This window comes from Sphingomonas radicis, from assembly GCF_051400635.1.
Taxonomy (GTDB): domain Bacteria; phylum Pseudomonadota; class Alphaproteobacteria; order Sphingomonadales; family Sphingomonadaceae; genus Sphingomonas.
The window spans coordinates 25,908-46,090 of the sequence record NZ_JBLFFG010000003.1 but is presented as its reverse complement, the minus strand read 5'-3'; the positions used below and the strand labels follow the sequence as shown (position 1 = coordinate 46,090).

Genomic DNA, 20,183 nt, shown 5'->3' with positions numbered 1-20,183 from the left:
CTTCCCGCTAAACCCCGCCCACTCGAATCCCGGAGAGTGCACTCATTATGTCCAAGCCCGCCTATCCCCACACCCGCCGTGACGATCTGATCGAAGAATTGTTCGGCGTGGCGGTCGCGGATCCCTATCGCTGGCTCGAGAATGATGTGCGCAATGACTCCGAGGTCGCCGCCTGGGTCGCCGCGCAGAATGAAGTGACCGACGCCTATCTGGCGAGCCTTCCCGGCCGCGAATGGTTCCGCACCCGGATCAAGCAGCTCTTCGACTATGAGCGTTTCGGCGTCCCGGTGAAGAAGGGCGGCCGCTATTTCTACATGCACAACAGCGGCCTGCAGAACCAGGCGGTGCTCTATGTGCGCGACAGTCTCGACGGCCCCGGACGCGTGCTCATCGATCCCAACGGCTGGTCCGAGGATGGGGCGACGGCGCTTTCGGAATGGATGCCGTCGGAAGACGGCCGTTACGTGCTCTACGCCGTGCAGGACGGCGGAACCGATTGGCGCACCGCGCGCGTGCTCGATGTCGAAACCGGCAAGGACACCGGGGATCTGGTTCATGGCATGAAGTTCACGCTCGCTGCCTCCTGGGCCAGGGACGGCAGCGGCTTCTTCTACTCGCGCTATCCCGAAGTCGCCGAGGCCGAGAAGTTCCAGGCGCTCAACGAGAACCACAAGGTCTATTTCCACCAGCTCGGCAATCCGCAGTCCGCTGATCGGCTGATCTACGAGACGCCGTCGACCCCCAGCCGCAGCCACTATGCCCAGGTCACCGACGACGGCGAGTGGCTGGTGATCACCACCAGCGAAGGCACCGACGACCGCTACGAGATCACGCTGGCCGATCTGCGCGACCCGGCGTGGCCGACGCGCACGATCATCCATGGGCTGAACCATCATTGGTCGCTGGCGGGCAACAACGGCACGCGCTTCTACTGGACCACCAACCAGCGCGCGCCGCGGATGCGCGTCGTCACGATGGACGTCGAGACGAACGACCATCCGGAGGCGCACGAACTGGTGCCGCAGGACTCCGCGACGCTCGAAGGCGCGACGATCATCGGCCGCGTGCTGGTCGCCAGCTATCTGGTGGATGCGCACACCGAGGTGCGCCGCTTCGCGCTCGATGGCTCGCCGCTCGAGCCCGTCGCGCTGCCCGGTATCGGCACCGCCTCGGGCTTCGGCGGCGAACAGGGCGATCCGGAGACCTTCTTCGCCTTCACCAGCTTCAATGCGCCGACGACGATCTACCGTCACAATGTCGCGACCGGCGAGAGCACCGCCTGGGCCACGCCCAGGCTATTGTTCGATCCCGCCGATTATATCGTCGAGCAGCGCTTTTACGCCTCGAAGGATGGCACCCGCGTCCCGATGTTCGTGGTGCACCACAAACGCGTGACCGGCGCCGCACCGACGCTGCTCTACGCTTATGGTGGGTTCAACATTCCGGTGACGCCGGCCTTCTCGGCCTCGCGTATCGCCTGGATGGAGCAGGGCGGTGTGCTTGCGGTCGCCAACATCCGCGGCGGCGGCGAATATGGCAAGGCGTGGCACGACGGTGGCCGCCTCGCCAACAAGCAGAACAGCTTCGACGATTTCATTGCGGCGGGCGAATATCTGATCGCGCAGGGGATCACCGGCAAGGGTCAGCTTGCGATCCAGGGCGGCTCCAACGGCGGGTTGCTCGTGGGCGCGGTGGTCAACCAGCGCCCCGATCTCTTCGCCGCCGCCCTGCCTGCGGTGGGGGTGATGGACATGCTCCGCTTCGATCGCTGGACGGCCGGTCGCTATTGGGTCGACGATTATGGCCATCCATCGAAGGAGGAGGACTTCCACCGCCTCCGCACCTATTCGCCCTACCACAACGTCCGCGGCGGGCGCGCCTATCCGGCGATCCTCGTGACGACCGCCGACACCGACGACCGGGTCGTGCCCGGACACAGCTTCAAATATACCGCAGCGCTCCAGGCAGCGGAGATCGGCGACAAGCCGCACCTTGCCCGGATCGAGACGCGCGCGGGCCACGGCGCGGGCAAACCCACCGACAAGATCATCGAGGAGGCTGCCGACGTCTGGGCCTTCGCGGCGGAGTGGACCGGGCTGGAGGTCAAGTCGCGCTGATCGGCGCGGCAGTGGGGAACGGGCGCGGGCCGGGGCGCGTTGGCGCTGGCATGCTCGACCTGCGCCTCGCCTGCGCCGTTCCGCTGCTGCTCGCAGCCTGTTCGGATCCAGCTCCCACCTCGGCCTCGCAGAATACGACGGTGACCGGCCCTGCGCCGCCCCTGGTCGAGAATACGGCGGTACCGGAAGCGGAAGCCACACCCGAGGTCCAGCCGACGCCCGGCAACGGATCGGTAGAGACGGTCGGCGGCGACGGGTCGCAGATCGTGCTCGCTCCGCTCGATGCCGGCGATTCCGAGGGGCTCGACGGCGAACTCGGCTGCAGCTTCGCAGAACGGAAAGATGCACCCTCGCTGCTGATCGCCCGCGCAGATGTCGGTAAGGAGGCGCGCCCCTTCGCGGCGGTCCGCAACGCGGGTGTCCTCGAAAGGCTCGCAGCCACCGCGGCCGGAGGGTTCGGCGCGATGGAAAAGGGACTCACCTTCGGCGGCAAGGGCCTCACGGTGCGAGTAACGCCGGAGGCGCGCGTGCCGACGGGCGATGAGAGCGTCGCGCAGCGTGCCACCCTGCTCGTCCAGCGCGCCGACGGCGCCGAGCGCCGTATCGCGGGCCTTTGGACCTGCGGACCCTGACCGCAGCGGCTTTACAGCGCGGGCGTCGCTCCTTATCGGCCAGCCATGACGCGAGAGCACACCGACTCCATCCTCATCGTCGATTTCGGAAGCCAGGTCACCCAGCTGATCGCGCGCCGCGTGCGCGAGGCGGGGGTCTATAGCGAGATCGCGCCCTTCACCTCCGCGGCCGAGGCATTCGAGCGGATGAAGCCCAAGGGGATCATCCTCTCGGGCTCGCCGGCCTCGGTGCTCGACGAGGGCAGCCCGCGCGTTCCGCAGGAGATTTTCGACAGCGGCTTGCCGGTGCTCGGCATCTGCTACGGCCAGCAGGTGATGATGCACCAGCTCGGCGGCACGGTGACGCTGGGCGACAGCGGCGAGTTCGGCCGCGCCTTCATCGAGATCGGCGATAGCTGTGAGCTGTTCGACGGAATGTGGGCCGAGGGCGAGACGCACCAGGTGTGGATGAGCCACGGCGACAAGGTCGCCGACCTCGCGCCGGGCTTCCGCGCCGTCGCGGCCAGCCCCGGTGCCCCCTTCGCGGTGATCGCCGACGACAAGCGCCGCTATTATGCGATGCAGTTCCACCCCGAAGTGGTCCACACGCCCGACGGGGCGCGACTGCTGGCCAATTTCGTCCGCCACGTCTGCGGCCTAAAGGGTGACTGGACGATGGCCGAGTTCCGCTCGGCCAAGATCGCCGAGATCCGCGCGCAGGTGGGCAAGGGCCGGGTGATCTGCGGCCTTTCCGGCGGCGTCGACAGCGCGGTCGCCGCGGTGCTGATCCATGAGGCGATCGGCGACCAGCTTACCTGCGTCTTCGTCGACCACGGCTTGATGCGCTCGGGCGAGGCTGATCAGGTCGTCAGCCTGTTCCGCGGCCACTACAATATCCCGCTCGTCCATGTGAACGCCGAGACCCTGTTCCTGAGCGGTCTGGCCGGAGTCACCGATCCGGAGGCCAAGCGCAAGTTCATCGGCAAGACCTTCATCGACGTGTTTGAGGAGGAGGCGCGCAAGATCGGTGGCGCCGAGTTCCTGGCGCAGGGCACGCTTTACCCCGATGTGATCGAGAGCGTCAGTTTTACCGGTGGCCCCTCGGTGACGATCAAGAGCCATCACAATGTCGGCGGCCTGCCCGAGCGGATGAACATGAAGCTGGTCGAGCCGCTGCGCGAGCTGTTCAAGGACGAGGTCCGCGCGCTCGGCCGCGAGCTCGGCCTGCCCGAGGTATTCGTCGGCCGTCACCCTTTCCCGGGGCCGGGCCTGGCGATCCGCATTCCGGGCGAAGTCACCAAGGATCGTTGCGACATCCTGCGCAAGGCCGATGCCATCTACCTCGAGGAGATCCGCAACGCCGGGCTCTACGACGCGATCTGGCAGGCGTTCGCAGTGCTGCTTCCCGTCCGCACCGTCGGCGTGATGGGCGACGGGCGCACTTATGACTATGTCCTTGCGCTTCGGGCGGTGACGTCCACCGACGGCATGACCGCGGTCGCCTTCCAGTTCCCCGGCGATTTTCTGGCACGGGTTGCGACGCGCATCGTCAACGAAGTCCGCGGCATCAACCGGGTGACCTACGACTACACCTCGAAGCCGCCGGGCACAATCGAGTGGGAATGAAGGGAGTTCGGTCGCGCACTGCTCGAGTTTAGCGCGCGACCGCCAGTCTTCGGCATCGATCACACGGTCGTAGCCCGATTATTGCTCCTTCTTGAACAGATCCTGGAAGATGAGCGGGCCCCAGGTGCGGTCGCGTGCGTGCACCAGCGCGCCGCCCTCGCCGAGCTTTCCCAGCGTGACGGGGGCAAATCCGAGCTGTTTGGCCAAGGCCGCGACTGGAGCGATCGCGTCCTCGTCGTCGCTCGACAGAAAGACGACCCGGTGGCCGCCCTCGACGACCGGATCGGTAGCTAGGGTGGCCGCAATCAAGTGGTTGAAACCTTTGACGAGTCTGGCGCCGGTGAACGCCTTGGCGACGAAGGCGGAGGACGGGAGGCCGTCCAGCTCTTCAGGGGAAACGCCAAAGGTGTTCGTCGCGTCGATGATCGTCTTGCCTTCCCAGCTCGGCAGGGCCTTCGCGAGCTCGCGATGCTCCCAGAACGGGATTGCCAGGAGGATCGTGTCGGCCTCGAGCGCATCCTGCAGCGACCTGGCGACGACCGTGGATCCGATCGCCCGTGCCTGCGGCGCCAACGCCTCGGGCGGCCGGCGACTCGCGACGGCTACCTCGATGTTCTTGCGGGCGAAGGCGTGGGCGAGGGCCTGGCCAATACTGCCGAATCCTACAATTGCGTAGCTCATGGTACTTCTCCAATCGGTGTTGATATCGCTTCCCGGCCCTGGGCGGCGCCGGATTGTCGCGTCAGAGTTGCGCCAGGCCGCCGTCGACGGCGAGCTCGCTGGCAGTCATGAAGCTGCTGTCGGACGACGCGAGAAAGGCAGCAGCCGCCCCGATCTCCGCCGGCTCGGCCATGCGCTGGAGCGGGTTCATCGAGGCGAATACCTTCAGACCCTCCTCGCCTATCGCTGCCTTCGCGAGTTCGGTCGCCGTCGGCCCGGGCGACAGCACGTTTACCCGGATGCCGGTGCCCTTCAGATCCTCCGCCCAGCTCCGCGCGAGGTTGCGCACTGCCGCCTTGCTCGCGCTATAGGCGCTGAATGCGGGGGCGCCCGTGGTGCCAGCGCTCGACCCCGTCAGGATGATCGAACCGCCTTCGCCCATCAGCGGCAGCGCCTTCTGGACCGTGAAGATCGTACCCTTCACATTGGTGTCGAAGGTTTCGTCAATGTGCTCGGCCGTGATCTCCCCAAGCGGAAGCAGGCTCCCCATCCCGGCATTGGCGAAAACGATGTCGAGGGCTCCGCGCTCGGCCTTCACCGCCGCGTAGAGCCGGTCGAGATCGGCCAGGTCGGAGACCGATCCCTTCACCGCGCGGGCATTGGACCCGAGGTCCGCCACAGCGGCGTCGAGCGCTTCCTGCCGGCGGCCGAAGATGAAGACGAAGGCGCCCTCCTCGATGAAGCGCTTTGCTGCGGCGCGGCCGATGCCGGTAGCGCCACCCGTGATGACTGCAACCTTACCCTCGAGCTTTCCCATGACTTATCCTTTGCTCCGTCCTTGATCGTTCGGGGGTGTCCCCGAGAACCGCAACATGGGTCGGCCGGAGTCAGGCGTTGAGTGCGGAAGCGCGCACATCGGTGGTGCAAAATCGATCCGTTAGGCTATGATTCCTCCCGTATTGCTGTTCGATCTGTTAGGCATGAGCTCTTTGGAAGGCGCACCCTGCGGTGCGGGATTGCACCATGATCGACTGGGATGACGTTCGCTACTTTCTTGCCATCGCGCGCGGAGGCTCGGTGCGGGCCGCCGCCGAGCGCCTCGGTGTGAACCACGCGACCGTGCTGCGACGCATCGCCCAGCTCGAGAAACGCCTCGGGGCGCACATGTTCGAAAAGCTGCCTTCGGGTTATCGCCTGACGGCTGCAGGCGAGGAGGTCGTCGAACTCGCGGAACAGATGGAGACGTCGTCGCATCAGCTGGAGACGCGCGTCTTCGGGCGCGACCAGAGCGTGCGCGGGCGTCTGCGGGTGACGCTGGCGCCGCCTCTTGCGACACACCTGCTCATGCCGGACTTCGCCGATTTCGCGCGTCTGCATCCGGATATCGAGATGGACATCCTGTCGTTCGGCGACCTGGCGAATCTGACCAACCGGGAGGCTGATGTCGCAATCCGCGTCGTCTACGACCGCAAGACCCTGCCGCTCAATCTTCACGGCCTGAAGGGACCGGAGCTGTTTGGCGCCGTCTACATGTCCCGCGATCGCCTAGCCGCATGGCGAGCGGGCGCGCGGGAACCCGTCCGGTGGATCGTCATCAGCGCGCATGGAGTTCCGGATTGGGCCAGCGAGGGTGAGGTCCGCACCACAGGGGTTCCCTTCAGGATCACCGACGCCGGGGCGCAGATCGCTACAGTACGGCAAGGGCTCGGGATCACGACGCTGCCATGCTTCGTCGGAGATGCCGACCCCCTGCTGGTGAGGGTGCCGGGTACGGATCTGCACCTGTACGGAACGCTCTGGCTTCTCACCCAGGGGGAGACACGCAAGACCAAGCGCGTGCGACTCTTTACCGAGTTCATATCCCACAGGCTCGCGGCCTATGCGCCGCTTCTCGCCGGGCTGTCTGTATCGCGCGACTGATGTGTGGCAGGTCGCCGGCGAAGCTTGCCGCAATCCGGTCGGAAGTCGACCTGCTTCAAACCCTGATTGCTACGCCTGCGTCGTGGTGCGACAACGTTTCCGAAAGGGGAGCCGATGATAACCAGGTCCAGGCTTGCGGCTCTCGCCGCATTAGTGCTCACCGCATGCGTGCCCGAGCAGTCGGCGAACAATTCAGCTGCGGCTGGTATCGCCATGGAGGGGAACGCCGCGGAAATGATCGTGCCGCAGCCTCGGGAAGCTGCGAATGGTGCCGCGGGCGCAGCCGCGCTCAATCTCGCGCCGGATGGGCTCACGTTCGTGCTCGAAAGCGGGGCGTCGCGACACCTGCCGTTCGGAACGCCTCGTGAGGCCGTTTTGCGCGCAGTTGGTGCCACGGTCGGAGAGCCGAAGAGCCGGGAAGTCGATAAGGAATGTGCCGGGGGACCGCTGGAGAGCATGGAATTCGAAGGTGGCCTGGGGCTCTCGTTCAGCGAAGGGCGGTTCATCGGCTGGGGCCTGAGCAGTCGCGAAGACGGTCGTTATGCTACCGCGGCGGGGATCGGGCTGGGCTCGACGCGCCAGCAGGTCGAGGACGCAATCGTGATTGAAGTCGAGCAGACCCCGCTCGGGCACGAATTCCACTCCGGCACGCTATCAGGGTTGCTGAGCTCGCTCGCGCCCACGGGACAGGTCACGGCGCTTTGGGCTGGAACGACCTGCCGGTGATTGCACTCGCCCAGCCGCACGATGAGGAGGCGGTGGTCGCCTTGTGGCGCGCGTGCGATCTCACGCGCCCATGGAATGATCCGCACGCCGATTTTCGCCTGGCCTTGAGTAGCGGTAGTTCCACGGTGCTCGTCGCGCAGGATGCGGAGGTGCTCGGCGGCGCCGTGATGGTCGGGTTCGACGGGCACCGCGGCTGGGTCTATTATCTCGCTGTCGCATCGCACCGGCGCGGGCAGGGGCTCGGGCGTGCCATGATGGCGGCCGCGGAGGACTGGCTGCGCGCGCGGGGCGCACCCAAGATCCAGCTGATGGTGCGCGAAGATAATGCAGTCGCGCTCGGCTTTTACGAGACGCTTGGGCTCGAGCGGCAGAAGGTTGTCACGCTCGGCCGTTTCCTAGAGGAGGGCGCATGAGCGTCACGGTTTACGGCATCAAGAATTGCGACACGATCAAGAAGGCACGCGCCTGGCTCGACGCCAATGCCGTCGCCTATGATTTCCACGATTACAAGACTGCCGGCATCGACGCCGCACGGCTCGCCCGCTGGATCGAAACCGTGGGCTGGGAGCCGCTGCTCAACCGCGCAGGCACTACGTTCCGCAAGCTGCCCGAGGCGGACAAGCAGAACCTCGACGCGGCCAAGGCAAGCGCGCTGATGCTGGCGCAGCCGTCGATGATCAAGCGCCCCGTAGTCGAATATCCGGGCGGGCTGCTGGTCGGCTTTGCGCCGGAGCGATTCGCCCGCGCGCTGCTCTGAGCCGCCCCGGCGCTGCGCAGGTGGTGAGTTGATTGATTCTGCGTTACAATCGCTCCCTTAGGACAAATCGCCTAGGGGGAGGGTCGCATGGCTTCCTACGTTCGGCAAAAGCCGGCGGGCTGGTTCAATCTCGTCGCGCTGCTTCTGGTCCTGTGGGGCGTCGCTGGCTGCGCGTCGCTCTACGCGCACATGGTTTACGGCCCCGCGATCAATCCTGATGCCACCGAGTGGGACCGCGCTTATTATGCTGGCTTGCCGGGCTGGTTCACCTGGATCTATGCAGCGGCGGTGCTCGGTGGGCTGCTCGGATCGATCGCGCTGCTGATGCGATCGAAGCTGGCGAAGCCGCTCTTCGTGGTCTCGCTCGTCGCGGTGGTCGTCCAGTTCGGCTGGGTGTTCCTCGCGACCGACCTGCTCGCGCACAAGGGTGTCGCGTCGACGCTGCCCTTCCCGCTGTTCATCGCAGCGGTGGCGGTGCTGCAGATCTGGCTCGCGGGCTACGCCGAGCGGCGCGGCTGGATCAGTTGACGCGTTTTTCGTTCCGCATGCAGCCAAGCAATGTACGCTCGCGCCCGTGGCTGGCGCACTGCGCGTCAGGCAGCTAGGTAGGCGGGCATGTCCACCTACACGCTCGACACCGCCACCAGCCGCGCCAATCCCACGCCCGCGCCGATGAAGCGACTTACCGTGCCCTCGATCCGCGATCGCAAGGGAAAGGAGCCGATCGTGATGCTCACCGCGTACACGACGCGGATGGCGCAACTGCTCGATCCGCATTGCGAAGTGCTGCTGGTCGGCGACAGCCTGGGGCAAGTGATCTATGGTCTGCCGTCGACGCTCCCGGTAACGCTCGAGATGATGATCGCGCATGGCGCGGCGGTGGTGCGGGGCAGCTATCATTCGGTGGTGATCGTCGACATGCCGTTCGGCAGCTACGAAGCCAGCCCCGAGCGCGCGTTCGAATCCGCGGCGCGCGTGCTTGCTGAGACCGGCGCGGCGGGGGTGAAGCTCGAGGGCGGCACCGCCATGGCGCCGGTGGTGGAGTTTCTCACGCGTCGCGGGATTCCAGTGATGGGGCATATCGGCCTCACCCCGCAGTCGGTGAATGCCTTGGGCGGCTATGGCGCGCGCGGACGCAGCAATGCCGAGCATGCCCAGATCATCGACGATGCACGCGCGATCGCGGATGCCGGTGCGTTCGGGATCGTCGCGGAGGGCGTAGTCGAGAGCCTCGCGAACGAGATAACCGCGGCCGTGAGCGTGCCGGTGATCGGAATCGGCGCTTCCGCCCAGTGCGACGGGCAAGTGCTCGTCACCGAGGACATGCTCGGCCTCTTCGAGCGCACGCCGCGGTTCGTGAAGCGCTTCGACGATCTCGCCGGCCGCATTTCCGCCGCGGTCGAGACCTATGCCGCCGATGTCAGGTCCCGGGCTTTCCCGGGTGCCGAACAGGTCTATCCGGCCCGCGACTGAGCGACTAGCGAGCACGCTTCCTTTAGGCGGTGCCCGCGGCTAAGGTCCGCGCCCGCACACACCCATGGAGTCAATCTTGGCGCTTCCTCCTTCCGGTACAACTGACGAAGCCTTTATGCGCGAAGTCGACGAGGAGTATCGCCGCGAGCGGCTGCTCTCGGTCTGGCGCAACTATGGGCGCTGGATCATCGCGGCCGTAGTGGTCGCGCTGATTGCGTTCGCAGGCTTCCTCTATTGGCAGCACCACAGCGCCCGCTCCGCGGGCAAGACCGGCGAACAGTACGACGCCGCGCTTCGGCTCGCGCAGGAAGGGCAAGTCGACAAGGCTTCCGCCGAGTTCGACAAGCTTGCCGCCGGCAAGGACGGCTATGGCGCGATGGCGCGGATCGCCCAGGGTAATCTGCTGCTCCAGAAGAACGACGCCAAGGGCGCCGTCGCCAAGTTCGCCGCGGTTGCGGGCGATCAGTCGATCGAGAAGCCGTTTCGCGATCTTGCGCTGATCCGCCAGTCGGTCGCCGAGTTCGACAGTGTGAAGCCGCAGGTCATCATCGATCGGCTCAAGCCGCTCACCGATCCGAACTCGCCGTGGCTCGGCACTGCGGGCGAATTGGTGGCCGCCGCCTATCTTAAGGCAGGCGATCGCAAGGCTGCGGGCCAGCTCTACGGCCAGATCGCACAGGGCGGCGAGAAGGTACCTGAGTCGATCCGTGCACGCGCGGTTCAGCTTGCCGGCGTATTGGGTGTCGACGCCATCGACCAGTCGAAGGAAACCAAGGCTCAATGAACAAGAAGGTGAGGGTGGCTGCCGCTCTCGCGGTGCTCGCAATGGCGAGCGGCTGCGGGATATTCAAGGGTGGTGGCAAGAAAACCCCGGTGCTCGGCGAGCGTGTGCCGATCCTGGTGTCGGAGAACGACATCAAGGCGGACCCGACCCTTGCGGCTGTCGAGGTGCAATTGCCCGCGCCGGCGGCGAACGACGGATGGCGTCAGCCCGGCGGCAATGCGGCCAAGTCGATGGGGCATCTCGCCCTGAGCAGCACGCCGTCCCGCATCTGGTCGAAGGATGTCGCCAAGCCCTCCAAGCGTGAACGCCTGGCCGCAGCGCCGGTGGTCTCCGACAACCGGCTGTTCGTGATGGACACCGACGGCGGACTCCACGCCTATGCCGCCGATACGGGCGCCGAACTGTGGAGCGTCGCCACCGCGAAGGACGAAGGCAACCAGGCCGCGCGGTTTGGCGGCGGTGCCAGCGTCGAGGGCGAACGCGTCTTCGCGACCAACGGTCTGGGCGACGTAGTGGCGCTCAATGCCGCCGACGGCGCCGAGATCTGGCGCAAGCGCCCCGGTGGCCCGCTGCGTGGTTCGCCGTCGCTCGCCAACGGCAATATCTATGTCGTGACGCAGGACAACCAGCTCTTCGCGCTGTCGCAGGAGAATGGCGAGATTTCGTGGAACGTCTCTGCGAGCCTGGAGACGCAGGGCGTGTTCGGCGTGGCCGCGCCCGCTTCGGCGCAGGGCACGGTGGTGGCGGGTTTCTCGTCCGGCGAGCTCAACGCCTATCGTTACGAGAATGGCCGTTCGCTATGGGCCGACGTGCTGTCGCGCACCAGCATCTCGACGTCGGTTTCGTCGCTGTCGGACATCGATGCGGAGCCCGTGATCGATCAGGGCCGCGTTTATGCCGTCGGCCAGGGCGGACGCATGGTCGCGATGGACATCGCCACCGGCAACCGCATGTGGGAGCAGAATATCGCCGGTATCTCCACGCCATGGGCCGCGGGCGAATGGCTGTTCGTGGTCACCGATGATGCGCGGCTGATGTGCATCGCGCGCGGCGGCGGCAAGATCCGCTGGATCGCGCAGCTTCGGAAGTTCCGCAACGAGAAGAAGTCCAAAGGGCCGATCTCGTGGGTCGGGCCGGTGCTTGCGGGCAACCACCTCGTCCTCGCCAATACGGAGGGGCAACTCGTCTTCGCGTCGCCCACCGATGGCAGCATCGCTTCGACGATGGACCTCAAGGAGTCAGTGACGCTGCCGCTCGTCGTGGCGAACAGCACGCTCTATATCCTCAACGACAAGGGCGAGCTTTCGGCCTATCGTTGAACGCTCCGTCTCCTTCGGGAGGCGACGGATCGATATTTGGCGGGCGGGGCCGGTGCCTCGCCCGCCATGTTTTTTCCGGCGACTGCGATGTGCTGCCGCCGCTGTTTCCCAGCCTCTCCCCATTGTGGAGGGGAGATGCTAACGGAATTCCCATGCCCCTTCCCACTGTCGCAATCATCGGACGGCCTAATGTCGGCAAATCGACGCTGTTCAACCGGCTGGTCGGCAAGCGCCTCGCGCTCGTCGACGACCAGCCCGGCGTGACCCGCGACCGGCGCGAGGGCGAGGCCAATCTGCTCGGGCTCGAATTCCGGGTGATGGACACCGCGGGCTATGAGGACGAGGACGTCGCGACCTTGCCCGGGCGCATGCGCGCGCAGACCGAGGCCGCGGTGCGCGAGGCCGACGTCTCGCTGTTCCTGATCGATGCGCGCGCAGGGGTAACTCCGCTGGACGAGGAGATCGCCCGCTGGTTGCGCAGCACCGATCGTCCGGTGGTGCTGATGGCCAACAAGGCCGAGGGCAGGGCCGGCGAGTCCGGCATCCTGGAAGCGATGGCGCTCGGCCTCGGCGATCCGATCCCCTTCTCGGCCGAACATGGCGAGGGCGTCGTCGACCTGTTCGAGGCACTGCTGCCGCATGTCGAGCGCGACGAGGAAGAGGAAGCCGAGGATCCCGAGGCCCCCGATGCGCCGCTCAAGCTGGCGATCGTCGGTCGGCCCAATGCCGGCAAGTCGACCCTGGTCAACAAGCTGCTCGGCGAGGAGCGGATGATCACCGGGCCCGAGGCCGGAATCACGCGCGATTCGATCGCGATCGACTGGGAATGGCCGGATGAGGAAGGAAATCTCCGGCCGGTCCGCCTGATCGACACTGCGGGGATGCGCAAGCGGGCGAAGGTCGAGGAAAAGCTCGAGAAGCTCTCGGTGATGGACGCGATGCGCGCAGTCGACTTCGCCGAAGTCGTCGTGCTGCTGCTCGATGCGACCCGCGGACTAGAGGTGCAGGACCTCAAGATCGCCGATCGCGTGCTCCAGGAAGGCCGTGCGCTCGTCATCGCGCTGAACAAATGGGACGTCGCGGAGAACGCCTCCAGCCTGTTCAACGGCGTCAAGGGCGCGCTCGATGAGGGGCTGGCGCAGGTCAAGGGCGTGCCGTTGCTCACCGTCTCGGCGGCGACCGGCAAGGGGCTCGACGTGCTGATGCGCGTCGCCTTCGAGACGCGCGACGCCTGGTCGCGCCGCGTATCGACAGGCCAGCTCAACCGCTGGTTCGAGCGCGCGATCGAGGCCAATCCGCCCCCGGCCCCCGGCGGCAAGCGGATCAAGCCGCGCTACATCACGCAGAATAAGTCGCGCCCGCCCAGTTTCGTGCTGTTCGGCACCCGCGTCGACCTGCTGCCGATGAGCTATCAGCGCTACCTGATCAACGGGCTGCGGCGTGAGTTTGATTTCGGCGCCGTTCCCGTGCGGCTGACGCTGCGCGCGCCGCGCAACCCCTTCGACCGCGAGCGCGAGTGACGAAATAGTTACGCTGGCGCAACTGCTGTCAACGAGCTGTTTACCCCCGGACGATTAATCTGCGGCCGTGCCCGCGAGGTGCGCGGATGGGGAATCGACGTGACGACCGGCAACGAGCTGCTGATCGATTGGGCTGCTTTTGCGCAGGCGCGCTCCGATCTGGGGGCCAATTTCGTTCGGATCCTCGGCTATTTCCGCGAGGACGGAGTCAAGTCCGTGTCGCGGATCGAGGATGGAATGCGCGCGCACAATGCCGCGGCGATGGTGATCCCGGCACACACGCTGAAGGGCGAATCCCGCCAGTTCGGCGCGGACCCGCTTTCCGAGCTGGCTGAGACGATCGAGATGATGGCGCGCGCCTGCGTCGAGCGGCAGGACACGCCGGACGCAGTGCTCGAGCACGTCGTCCGGCTGCGGCCGCTGTTCGAGACGACCCTGTCGCTGCTGGAGCGCGAAGCCAATCCGCTGGTATCGCGCCGCCCGGCCGGTTTCGGACGGCGGCCGGCCGCCTGATCGGAAGGCATCCATTTCCCGGACGACGGCTTGATCTTGCTGAGTACGCCTGGGGTATCTCGCTGAGATGGTAATCCCGTTCGCCCTTCGACAAGCTCAGAACGGTGATGGCTCAACTTGACGAGGATAGCCTCTAGCTCGCGTCTTCGGCCTTGCTGTTGAGCTGGATGTAGTTTTCCAGGCCCATCCGGGCGATCATGTCGAACTGGCGCTCCAGCGTGTCGACATGCTCTTCCTCGCTTTCGAGAATGTCAGCAAAGAGATCGCGGCTCACATAGTCGCGGACGCCCTCGCAATGCTGGATCGCGTCCTTGAGCACCGCGATCGCCTCGACCTCCACGGCCAGGTCGGCGTGCAGGATCTCCTCCACCGTCTCGCCGATCCGCAGGCGGCCGAGCAGCTGGAAGTTGGGAAGGCCTTCGAGGAACAGGATGCGCTCGGCCAGCTTGTCGGCGTGCTTCATCTCGTCGATCGACTCGTGGCGCTCGAGCTCGGCGAGCTTCCGGATGCCCCAATTGTCGAGCAGCCGGTAATGCAGCCAATATTGGTTGATCGCCGTAAGCTCGTTCTTGAGCACCTCGTTGAGATATTCGAGAACTCGCGCGTCGCCCTTCATCGTCTGCACACCTTTGTTTGAACAGGTGCGCAATTCTAGCGGTCAAAGCGACTTCAGAACAGCAAAAACCGCAGAAATCTGCGGTTTTTCTAATTGCGAATGTTACGCAGCCGCGCGTTCTGCCTTGATGATTTCGCGGGCGAAGGGGACGCACTGGCCGCATTTGAGCTGACAACCCAGCGCGCGATAGGCCTGCCCGGTGCTGCAGGCACCACCCCGGGCAGCTTCGCGCACTTCGCGCTCACGAATTGCATTGCAAACGCAGACGACCATCGGGTGACCTCTCCACTCGATGCTCTGCGTAGGGCTACTGCGAGCGATTCGCAAGCATATTGCGAGGCGTTTGCATTAGATAGATTCCCGTGTCCGGCGCATCGGCTGGGCCTTGCCGCGCGCAAGGCTGCGCCAGAGCCACTCGAACGGCCCGTAAGCGAATCGATCGAGCCAGGGTTTCGACCAGAGCAGCATGCCGCCGCAGACCAGCGCGACCACCGGATAGAGCTGCCAGCGCGACAGGTGGCCGAACCAGCCGAAACCATAGCCGTAGAACAGGGTGGTGCAGATCAGGCTCGTCGCCAGATAGTTGGTGAACGCCATCCGCCCTGCCGCAGCGATCCTGGTGGTGAGCGGTCCGCCGGGGCGCACCAGCAACAGAATCAGGCAGGCCCAGCCGATGATCATCGGCGGGCGGAACAGCGTTGAGACGAGCATGCTGCAGGCCGCGACCGAGAAAAGGCTGAACTTCTCCGCGACGAGCCAGGCCGCCATCGCGAGATAGGCGGGAAGGCCGATGCCGAACCCGATCAGCAGCCATTTGCGATAGCGCATGCGGTCCCATGCGCCGGTGAGGAGGCCGCTGCGGAACGCGGCCATGCCGAGCAGCATATAGCCGAGCGTCTCCCAGCCCACGAACAACAGGCCTTGCAGTGGCGACCAGCGGTCCTTGAGCCAGCGGTGCTCGACGATGCTCCACCACGTTCCGCGATGCTGCGCGAGCTCGGCGGCGAGCGCCTGCCGACTGGGTACGCCGAACCCGCTGTTGAAGTCCGCAAGCGACCGCGCGGCGGCACGAACGACTGCCGGATCGGCGCTTGTCAGCTTGGCCTGAGCGTCGGCGATGCTCGCCACCATCAGTCCCATGAGCGCGAACTGGATCAGGATCAGAACGATCCCCAGCGTTACCAGCCGCCGCACCTGCATCCGGCGGCAGGCGAAAGCGATCATGCCGACCAGCGCATAGAGATTGAGGATGTCGCCCCACCAGACCAGCCACAGATGCGCGAGGCCGAAGAGCAGCAGCCAGACCATCCGGGCATAATGGACGCGCGCAGGGCTTTCGCCCTTCGCTTCGGCACGCTCGATCACCAGCAGCATCGATGCGCCGAACAGGAACGAGAAGAGGCCGCGCATCCGCCCGTCGAACAGCACGAAGTTGACGAGGTAGACGGCAAGGTCGGCGCCCTGCGCGCCGCCATATGCCTCCGGATTGAAATAGGCCGCGCGGGGCATTGCGAAGGCGACGATGTTGAGCAGCAATATGCCCATCACAGCCACGCCGCGGACGGTGTCGAGGGAGAGGATGCGGTTCGCGGGGGCGGGCGTCATCGTTCCCGCCGCCCGCCCCGTGCGACCAGCCCGAACACCAGGCCGACGAGCACGACATGCGCGAAGAGCTGCTTGGCGATCTCCACCGGTTCGGAGCTCGGGAAGGGAGCGCCGAAGCGAAGGGGCAGTACAAGGCCGTACATCACCAGCCAAAGCCCCACGCCGTAGGCCGCGCCGGCGAGCAGCGGATGCGCGCGGACTGAGGCAAGCCGCGCATGTGCAAGCATGAATATGGCAGCCATCGCCGCCATGATCACGAAATGGACGAGCAGCCCGGTCGCGGCACCGGCAGCGCCCCATTGGGAGGCGCCGGGGAAGGGGCCGCTGGCGACTGCACGTAGCATTCCGGCGACTGGTCGCCCAGCCAACAGCGTGTCGGCCGCCGCCCATGCGATGTCCAGCGTGCCTGCTGTCAGGGTGGCGGTGAGAATCCTGCCCCCCATGCTCCCACCTTTTGTCGCCCGCTCCTCTCGCGTCATTGGCAGTGCCCCCAATTTGAGATCAAGCTACAGCCAGCTTGCGATCTCCTCCAGCGACTTCTTTTGGACCGCGCTCACCGGAATCGTGGCGTCGTCCGCCGGATGGCCCGCGACGATCATCATCACCGGCCGCTCGCTGTCCGGCCGCTGGCACACACGGTTTAGGAAGCGCATGGGAGCCGGAGTATGGACCAGAGTCGCGACTCCGGCCTGATGGAGCGTCGCGAGAAGCAGGCCGCAGGCGAGGCCCACGCTCTCCGTCACATAATAGTTGGGAGACTGCTCGCCCGCGCCGTTCACGAGGTAACGCACCGCGAAGACGACGATCAGCCAGGGGGCTTGCTCGATGTAGGGCTTGTCGGGCCGGGTCCCGAGCGGCGAGAGCGCCTGGAGCCAGCGGTTGCCTGCCCGGCCGCTGTAGAAGGCGCGTTCTTCCTCCTCGACGGCTACGCGGATCGTGGTCTTTGCCTCGGGAGAGGCGACGACGCAGAAGTGCCAGGGCTGGCGGTTCGCACCGCTCGGCGCGGAGCCCGCTGCCCGAAGAGCCGCCTCGATCACTTCGTGCGGGACGGGGCGATCGCTGAATGCCCGGCAGCTGCGCCGCGCCCGAACCAAATCGCTGAACGCGGTCGCCCGGGCGATGCGTTCGGCCTCGTCCATTTCCGGATACGGCCGCCAGGGCAGCGCTTCATGTTCATGCATATGTGCTCCGGCGAGAGCCATGCCAGCGATCTGCGCAGAGCGAAACCCGGTATTTTTCCGGTTTGTGTCAGCGTAGCTGATTGGGAAATATGAGCTTTAGGGCGTTCCAATGCTCATCGACGGAACAGCTGTGGCTGGCCGCCAGCCCCGCCGAGCCCGCGAGCTCGCGTACCGTGGCTTCGTCCAGGTCGGTCTCTGCGCCCGCCGTGCCCGGCCAGGAAACCCAGATGAAGCCATTGGGAGCGATCAACTGGCGCAGCGCCGCGAGTTCGTGCTCGATCCGGGCGCGCTCGGTGCCGAACAGCCATACGCACTGCAGCCCTTCGGTGGCGGCGCGTTCCTCTTCAACGCCTCGCGCTTCCGGATCGACTGCCCGGCGAATATGCTCGGGCATGTTGTGGAACCAGCAGCGGATGCCGCGCTTGAGCCCGATCCGCTCGGCGAGCTGCGTGCCGGAAGAGCCTTCGGTCATCGTCGTGCCTCCGCTGCGGCTGAGGCGACCATCCTGCCCGAATTGGGACGGGACGGAAAGCCTCAGGCCAGCGCGGCGTCTTCGCCCATCAGGTTCGGGAAGAACCCTTCGTGCGCGACGCGCAGATCGGCGAGGCTGACGGTCCAGTCGCCCTCGTCGAGCTCGAAGATGATCCGGTCCTTGATCGTGCGCCCGAGCGGATCGGCGGGGACGTTCGCCTTGTGCGCGGCGACCATGAAGTCGGCGAGGCACGAATCGCACACGGTGACGATGTAGAGCCCCTGGTCCTCACCGAACAGCGAGCCGGCGACGCCGAAGGGCTGGGGCTCGTTGACCAGCACGCCGATGTTCGACGCCAGCGCCATCTCGGCGAGTGCAACTGCCAGACCACCGTCCGAAACGTCGTGGCACGCGGTGATCGCGCCGGACTGGATCTGCTCGCGGATGAAGTCGCCGGTGCGGCGCTCGGCGGCGAGATCGACCGCCGGGGGCGGGCCTTCCTCGCGGCCGTGGACTTCGCGCAGCCAGATCGACTGGCCGAGCTCGCCGCCGCGTTCGCCGACTGCGATCACCGTGTCGCCGGTGCCCTTGAAGGCGATGGTGCAGCTCTTCGACCAGTCGGCGAGCAGGCCGAGGCCGCCGATCGCCGGGGTGGGGAGGATCGCCGAGCCGCCGCCGGTCGCCTTGGATTCGTTGTAGAGGCTGACGTTGCCCGAAACGATCGGGAAGTCGAGCGCACGGCACGCCTCGCTCATGCCCTCCAGGCAGCCGACGATCTGACCCATGATCTCGGGGCGCTGCGGATTGGCGAAGTTGAGGCAGTTGGTCACTGCGAGCGGGTTCGCGCCGACCGAGGTCAGGTTGCGCCACGCCTCCGCCACCGCCTGCTTGCCGCCCTCGACCGGATCGGCAAAGCAATAGCGCGGGGTGCAATCGGTGGTGATCGCCAGGCCTTTCTGCGTGCCGTGGACGCGGACTACTGCGGCATCGCCGCCCGGGCGCTGGACGGTGTCGGCGCCGACCATGTGGTCGTACTGCTCCCAGATCCAGCGGCGGCTTGCGATGTCCGGCGAGCCCATCAGCTTGACCAGGTCCGCGGCGGGATCGGTGCTTTCCGGCACGTTCGCGAGCGGCGCGGGCTTGGGGGTGGGGACGTGCGGGCGATCGTAGAGCGGCGCTTCGTCGGCGAGCGGGGCGAGCGGGATGTCGGCGACGACATCGCCCTTCCACTTGAGCACCATCCGGCCGGTGTCGGTGACATGGCCGATGACGGCGAAGTCGAGCTCCCATTTGCGGAAGATCGCCTCGGCGAAATCCTCGCGGCCGGGCTTGAGCACCATGAGCATCCGCTCCTGGCTTTCCGACAGCATCATCTCGTACGGCGTCATGCCGGTCTCGCGCTGCGGCACATCGTCCATGATCAGCTCGATGCCGACGCCGCCCTTGCTGGCCATTTCGACCGAGGACGAGGTGAGGCCCGCGGCGCCCATGTCCTGGATCGCGACGATCGCGTCCGATGCCATCAGCTCGAGGCAAGCTTCGATCAGCAGCTTCTCGGTGAAGGGATCGCCGACCTGGACGGTGGGGCGCTTCTCCTCCGAATTCTCGCCGAAATCGGCCGAGGCCATGGTGGCGCCGTGGATGCCGTCGCGGCCGGTCTTCGAGCCGACATAGACGATCGAATTGCCGACGCCCGACGCGGCCGAATAGAAGATCTTGTCGGTCTGGGCGACGCCGACGGTCATCGCATTGACCAGGATGTTGCCGTCATAGGCGGGGTGGAAATTGACCTCGCCGCCCACCGTGGGAACGCCGACGCAATTGCCATAGCCGCCGATGCCGTGGACCACGCCGGCGATCAGGTGGCGCATCTTGGGGTGATCGGGACGGCCGAAGCGCAGCGCGTTCATGTTCGCCACCGGCCGCGCGCCCATCGTGAACACGTCGCGCAGGATGCCGCCGACGCCCGTCGCCGCGCCCTGATAGGGCTCGATGTAGCTGGGGTGGTTGTGGCTCTCCATCTTGAAGATCGCCGCCTGGCCGTCGCCGATATCGACCACGCCCGCATTCTCGCCGGGGCCGCAGATCACCTGGGGACCTTCGGTCGGCAGCTTCTTCAGATGGATGCGGCTCGACTTGTAGCTGCAGTGCTCGGACCACATCACCGAGAAGATGCCGAGCTCGGTCAGGTTGGGCTCGCGGCCCATGGCGTGCAGGACGCGCTCATATTCTTCGGGCGAAAGGCCGTGCTCGGCGACGATCTCAGGCGTGATCTGGCTCATG

General features: G+C 66.1%; 22 protein-coding genes. 13 read left to right on the top strand and 9 right to left on the bottom strand.

Annotation, left to right across the window (positions count from 1 at the left end):
• The first annotated feature begins 47 nt into the window (after positions 1-47).
• Genes ACMGDH_RS12530 through guaA form a run of 3 tightly spaced genes read left to right on the top strand, consistent with a single transcriptional unit; the run spans position 48 to position 4,354 of the window.
• Positions 48-2,117, top strand: a complete 2,070-nt coding sequence (locus ACMGDH_RS12530) for a prolyl oligopeptidase family serine peptidase (RefSeq protein WP_436828304.1) — start codon at positions 48-50, stop codon at positions 2,115-2,117.
• 50 nt (positions 2,118-2,167) lie between these two features.
• The gene (locus ACMGDH_RS12525) at positions 2,168-2,749 is read left to right on the top strand and encodes a hypothetical protein (protein ID WP_436828303.1); all 582 of its coding nucleotides are present in this window, start codon (positions 2,168-2,170) and stop codon (positions 2,747-2,749) included.
• A gap of 45 nt (positions 2,750-2,794) precedes the next feature.
• Positions 2,795-4,354, top strand: coding sequence for a glutamine-hydrolyzing GMP synthase (gene guaA, locus ACMGDH_RS12520; protein WP_436828302.1), 1,560 nt, complete (start codon positions 2,795-2,797; stop codon positions 4,352-4,354).
• Between the two features lie 78 nt (positions 4,355-4,432).
• Here the strand turns inward: guaA and ACMGDH_RS12515 are convergent, their stop codons facing one another.
• Together ACMGDH_RS12515 and ACMGDH_RS12510 are read right to left on the bottom strand one after the other, a co-directional pair.
• Positions 4,433-5,035 (bottom strand): NADPH-dependent F420 reductase, encoded by a 603-nt coding sequence (locus tag ACMGDH_RS12515; RefSeq protein ID WP_436828301.1) that lies wholly within the window; start codon positions 5,033-5,035, stop codon positions 4,433-4,435.
• Positions 5,036-5,096: 61 nt separating this feature from the next.
• Complete coding sequence (locus tag ACMGDH_RS12510; RefSeq protein ID WP_436828300.1) at positions 5,097-5,831, bottom strand: SDR family NAD(P)-dependent oxidoreductase; 735 nt, start codon at positions 5,829-5,831, stop codon at positions 5,097-5,099.
• Positions 5,832-6,037: 206 nt separating this feature from the next.
• Between ACMGDH_RS12510 and ACMGDH_RS12505 the strand changes: the two genes are divergently transcribed.
• The 10 genes from ACMGDH_RS12505 (at position 6,038) to ACMGDH_RS12460 (ending at position 14,026) form a co-directional block, all read left to right on the top strand.
• A complete protein-coding gene (locus ACMGDH_RS12505) occupies positions 6,038-6,934 on the top strand; it encodes a LysR family transcriptional regulator (RefSeq protein WP_436828299.1) in 897 nt (298 codons plus the stop codon).
• A gap of 234 nt (positions 6,935-7,168) precedes the next feature.
• The gene (locus tag ACMGDH_RS12500; RefSeq protein WP_436828298.1) at positions 7,169-7,660 is read left to right on the top strand and encodes a hypothetical protein; all 492 of its coding nucleotides are present in this window, start codon (positions 7,169-7,171) and stop codon (positions 7,658-7,660) included.
• Positions 7,657-8,073, top strand: coding sequence for a GNAT family acetyltransferase (locus ACMGDH_RS12495; protein WP_436828297.1), 417 nt, complete (start codon positions 7,657-7,659; stop codon positions 8,071-8,073). The genes ACMGDH_RS12500 and ACMGDH_RS12495 overlap by 4 nt, the downstream gene beginning before the upstream one ends.
• Positions 8,070-8,417 carry an ArsC family reductase gene (locus ACMGDH_RS12490; protein WP_436828296.1) on the top strand — a complete coding sequence of 116 codons (348 nt, stop codon included), beginning with the start codon at positions 8,070-8,072 and terminating at the stop codon, positions 8,415-8,417. Before ACMGDH_RS12495 ends, ACMGDH_RS12490 begins: the two co-directional genes overlap by 4 nt.
• An 87-nt stretch (positions 8,418-8,504) precedes the next feature.
• Positions 8,505-8,945: a hypothetical protein gene (locus ACMGDH_RS12485; protein ID WP_436828295.1), complete on the top strand. Its 441-nt coding sequence runs from the start codon at positions 8,505-8,507 to the stop codon at positions 8,943-8,945.
• Between the two features lie 87 nt (positions 8,946-9,032).
• Complete coding sequence (panB, locus tag ACMGDH_RS12480) at positions 9,033-9,890, top strand: 3-methyl-2-oxobutanoate hydroxymethyltransferase (RefSeq protein WP_436828294.1); 858 nt, start codon at positions 9,033-9,035, stop codon at positions 9,888-9,890.
• A gap of 115 nt (positions 9,891-10,005) precedes the next feature.
• Entirely contained in the window at positions 10,006-10,674 is a 669-nt protein-coding gene (locus ACMGDH_RS12475) for a tetratricopeptide repeat protein (protein ID WP_436828293.1), read from the top strand.
• Positions 10,671-11,993: a PQQ-binding-like beta-propeller repeat protein gene (locus tag ACMGDH_RS12470; RefSeq protein ID WP_436828292.1), complete on the top strand. Its 1,323-nt coding sequence runs from the start codon at positions 10,671-10,673 to the stop codon at positions 11,991-11,993. Before ACMGDH_RS12475 ends, ACMGDH_RS12470 begins: the two co-directional genes overlap by 4 nt.
• A gap of 152 nt (positions 11,994-12,145) precedes the next feature.
• A complete protein-coding gene (der, locus tag ACMGDH_RS12465) occupies positions 12,146-13,513 on the top strand; it encodes a ribosome biogenesis GTPase Der (protein ID WP_436828291.1) in 1,368 nt (455 codons plus the stop codon).
• 99 nt (positions 13,514-13,612) lie between these two features.
• Complete coding sequence (locus ACMGDH_RS12460; protein WP_436828290.1) at positions 13,613-14,026, top strand: Hpt domain-containing protein; 414 nt, start codon at positions 13,613-13,615, stop codon at positions 14,024-14,026.
• Positions 14,027-14,159: 133 nt separating this feature from the next.
• Here the strand turns inward: ACMGDH_RS12460 and bfr are convergent, their stop codons facing one another.
• From bfr to purL, 7 genes are all read right to left on the bottom strand, one after another.
• Complete coding sequence (gene bfr, locus ACMGDH_RS12455; protein ID WP_436828289.1) at positions 14,160-14,642, bottom strand: bacterioferritin; 483 nt, start codon at positions 14,640-14,642, stop codon at positions 14,160-14,162.
• A gap of 102 nt (positions 14,643-14,744) precedes the next feature.
• Complete coding sequence (locus tag ACMGDH_RS12450; RefSeq protein ID WP_436828288.1) at positions 14,745-14,915, bottom strand: (2Fe-2S)-binding protein; 171 nt, start codon at positions 14,913-14,915, stop codon at positions 14,745-14,747.
• Between the two features lie 75 nt (positions 14,916-14,990).
• Positions 14,991-16,247 (bottom strand): DUF418 domain-containing protein, encoded by a 1,257-nt coding sequence (locus ACMGDH_RS12445; protein WP_436828287.1) that lies wholly within the window; start codon positions 16,245-16,247, stop codon positions 14,991-14,993.
• The gene (locus ACMGDH_RS12440; protein WP_436828286.1) at positions 16,244-16,690 is read right to left on the bottom strand and encodes a hypothetical protein; all 447 of its coding nucleotides are present in this window, start codon (positions 16,688-16,690) and stop codon (positions 16,244-16,246) included. Before ACMGDH_RS12440 ends, ACMGDH_RS12445 begins: the two co-directional genes overlap by 4 nt.
• A gap of 63 nt (positions 16,691-16,753) precedes the next feature.
• Positions 16,754-17,428 carry a nitroreductase family protein gene (locus ACMGDH_RS12435; RefSeq protein WP_436828285.1) on the bottom strand — a complete coding sequence of 225 codons (675 nt, stop codon included), beginning with the start codon at positions 17,426-17,428 and terminating at the stop codon, positions 16,754-16,756.
• 67 nt (positions 17,429-17,495) lie between these two features.
• Positions 17,496-17,900 (bottom strand): DUF3052 family protein, encoded by a 405-nt coding sequence (locus ACMGDH_RS12430; RefSeq protein ID WP_436828284.1) that lies wholly within the window; start codon positions 17,898-17,900, stop codon positions 17,496-17,498.
• A gap of 62 nt (positions 17,901-17,962) precedes the next feature.
• Positions 17,963-20,182: a phosphoribosylformylglycinamidine synthase subunit PurL gene (purL, locus tag ACMGDH_RS12425; protein ID WP_436828283.1), complete on the bottom strand. Its 2,220-nt coding sequence runs from the start codon at positions 20,180-20,182 to the stop codon at positions 17,963-17,965.
• Between the last annotated feature and the right edge of the window lies 1 nt (position 20,183).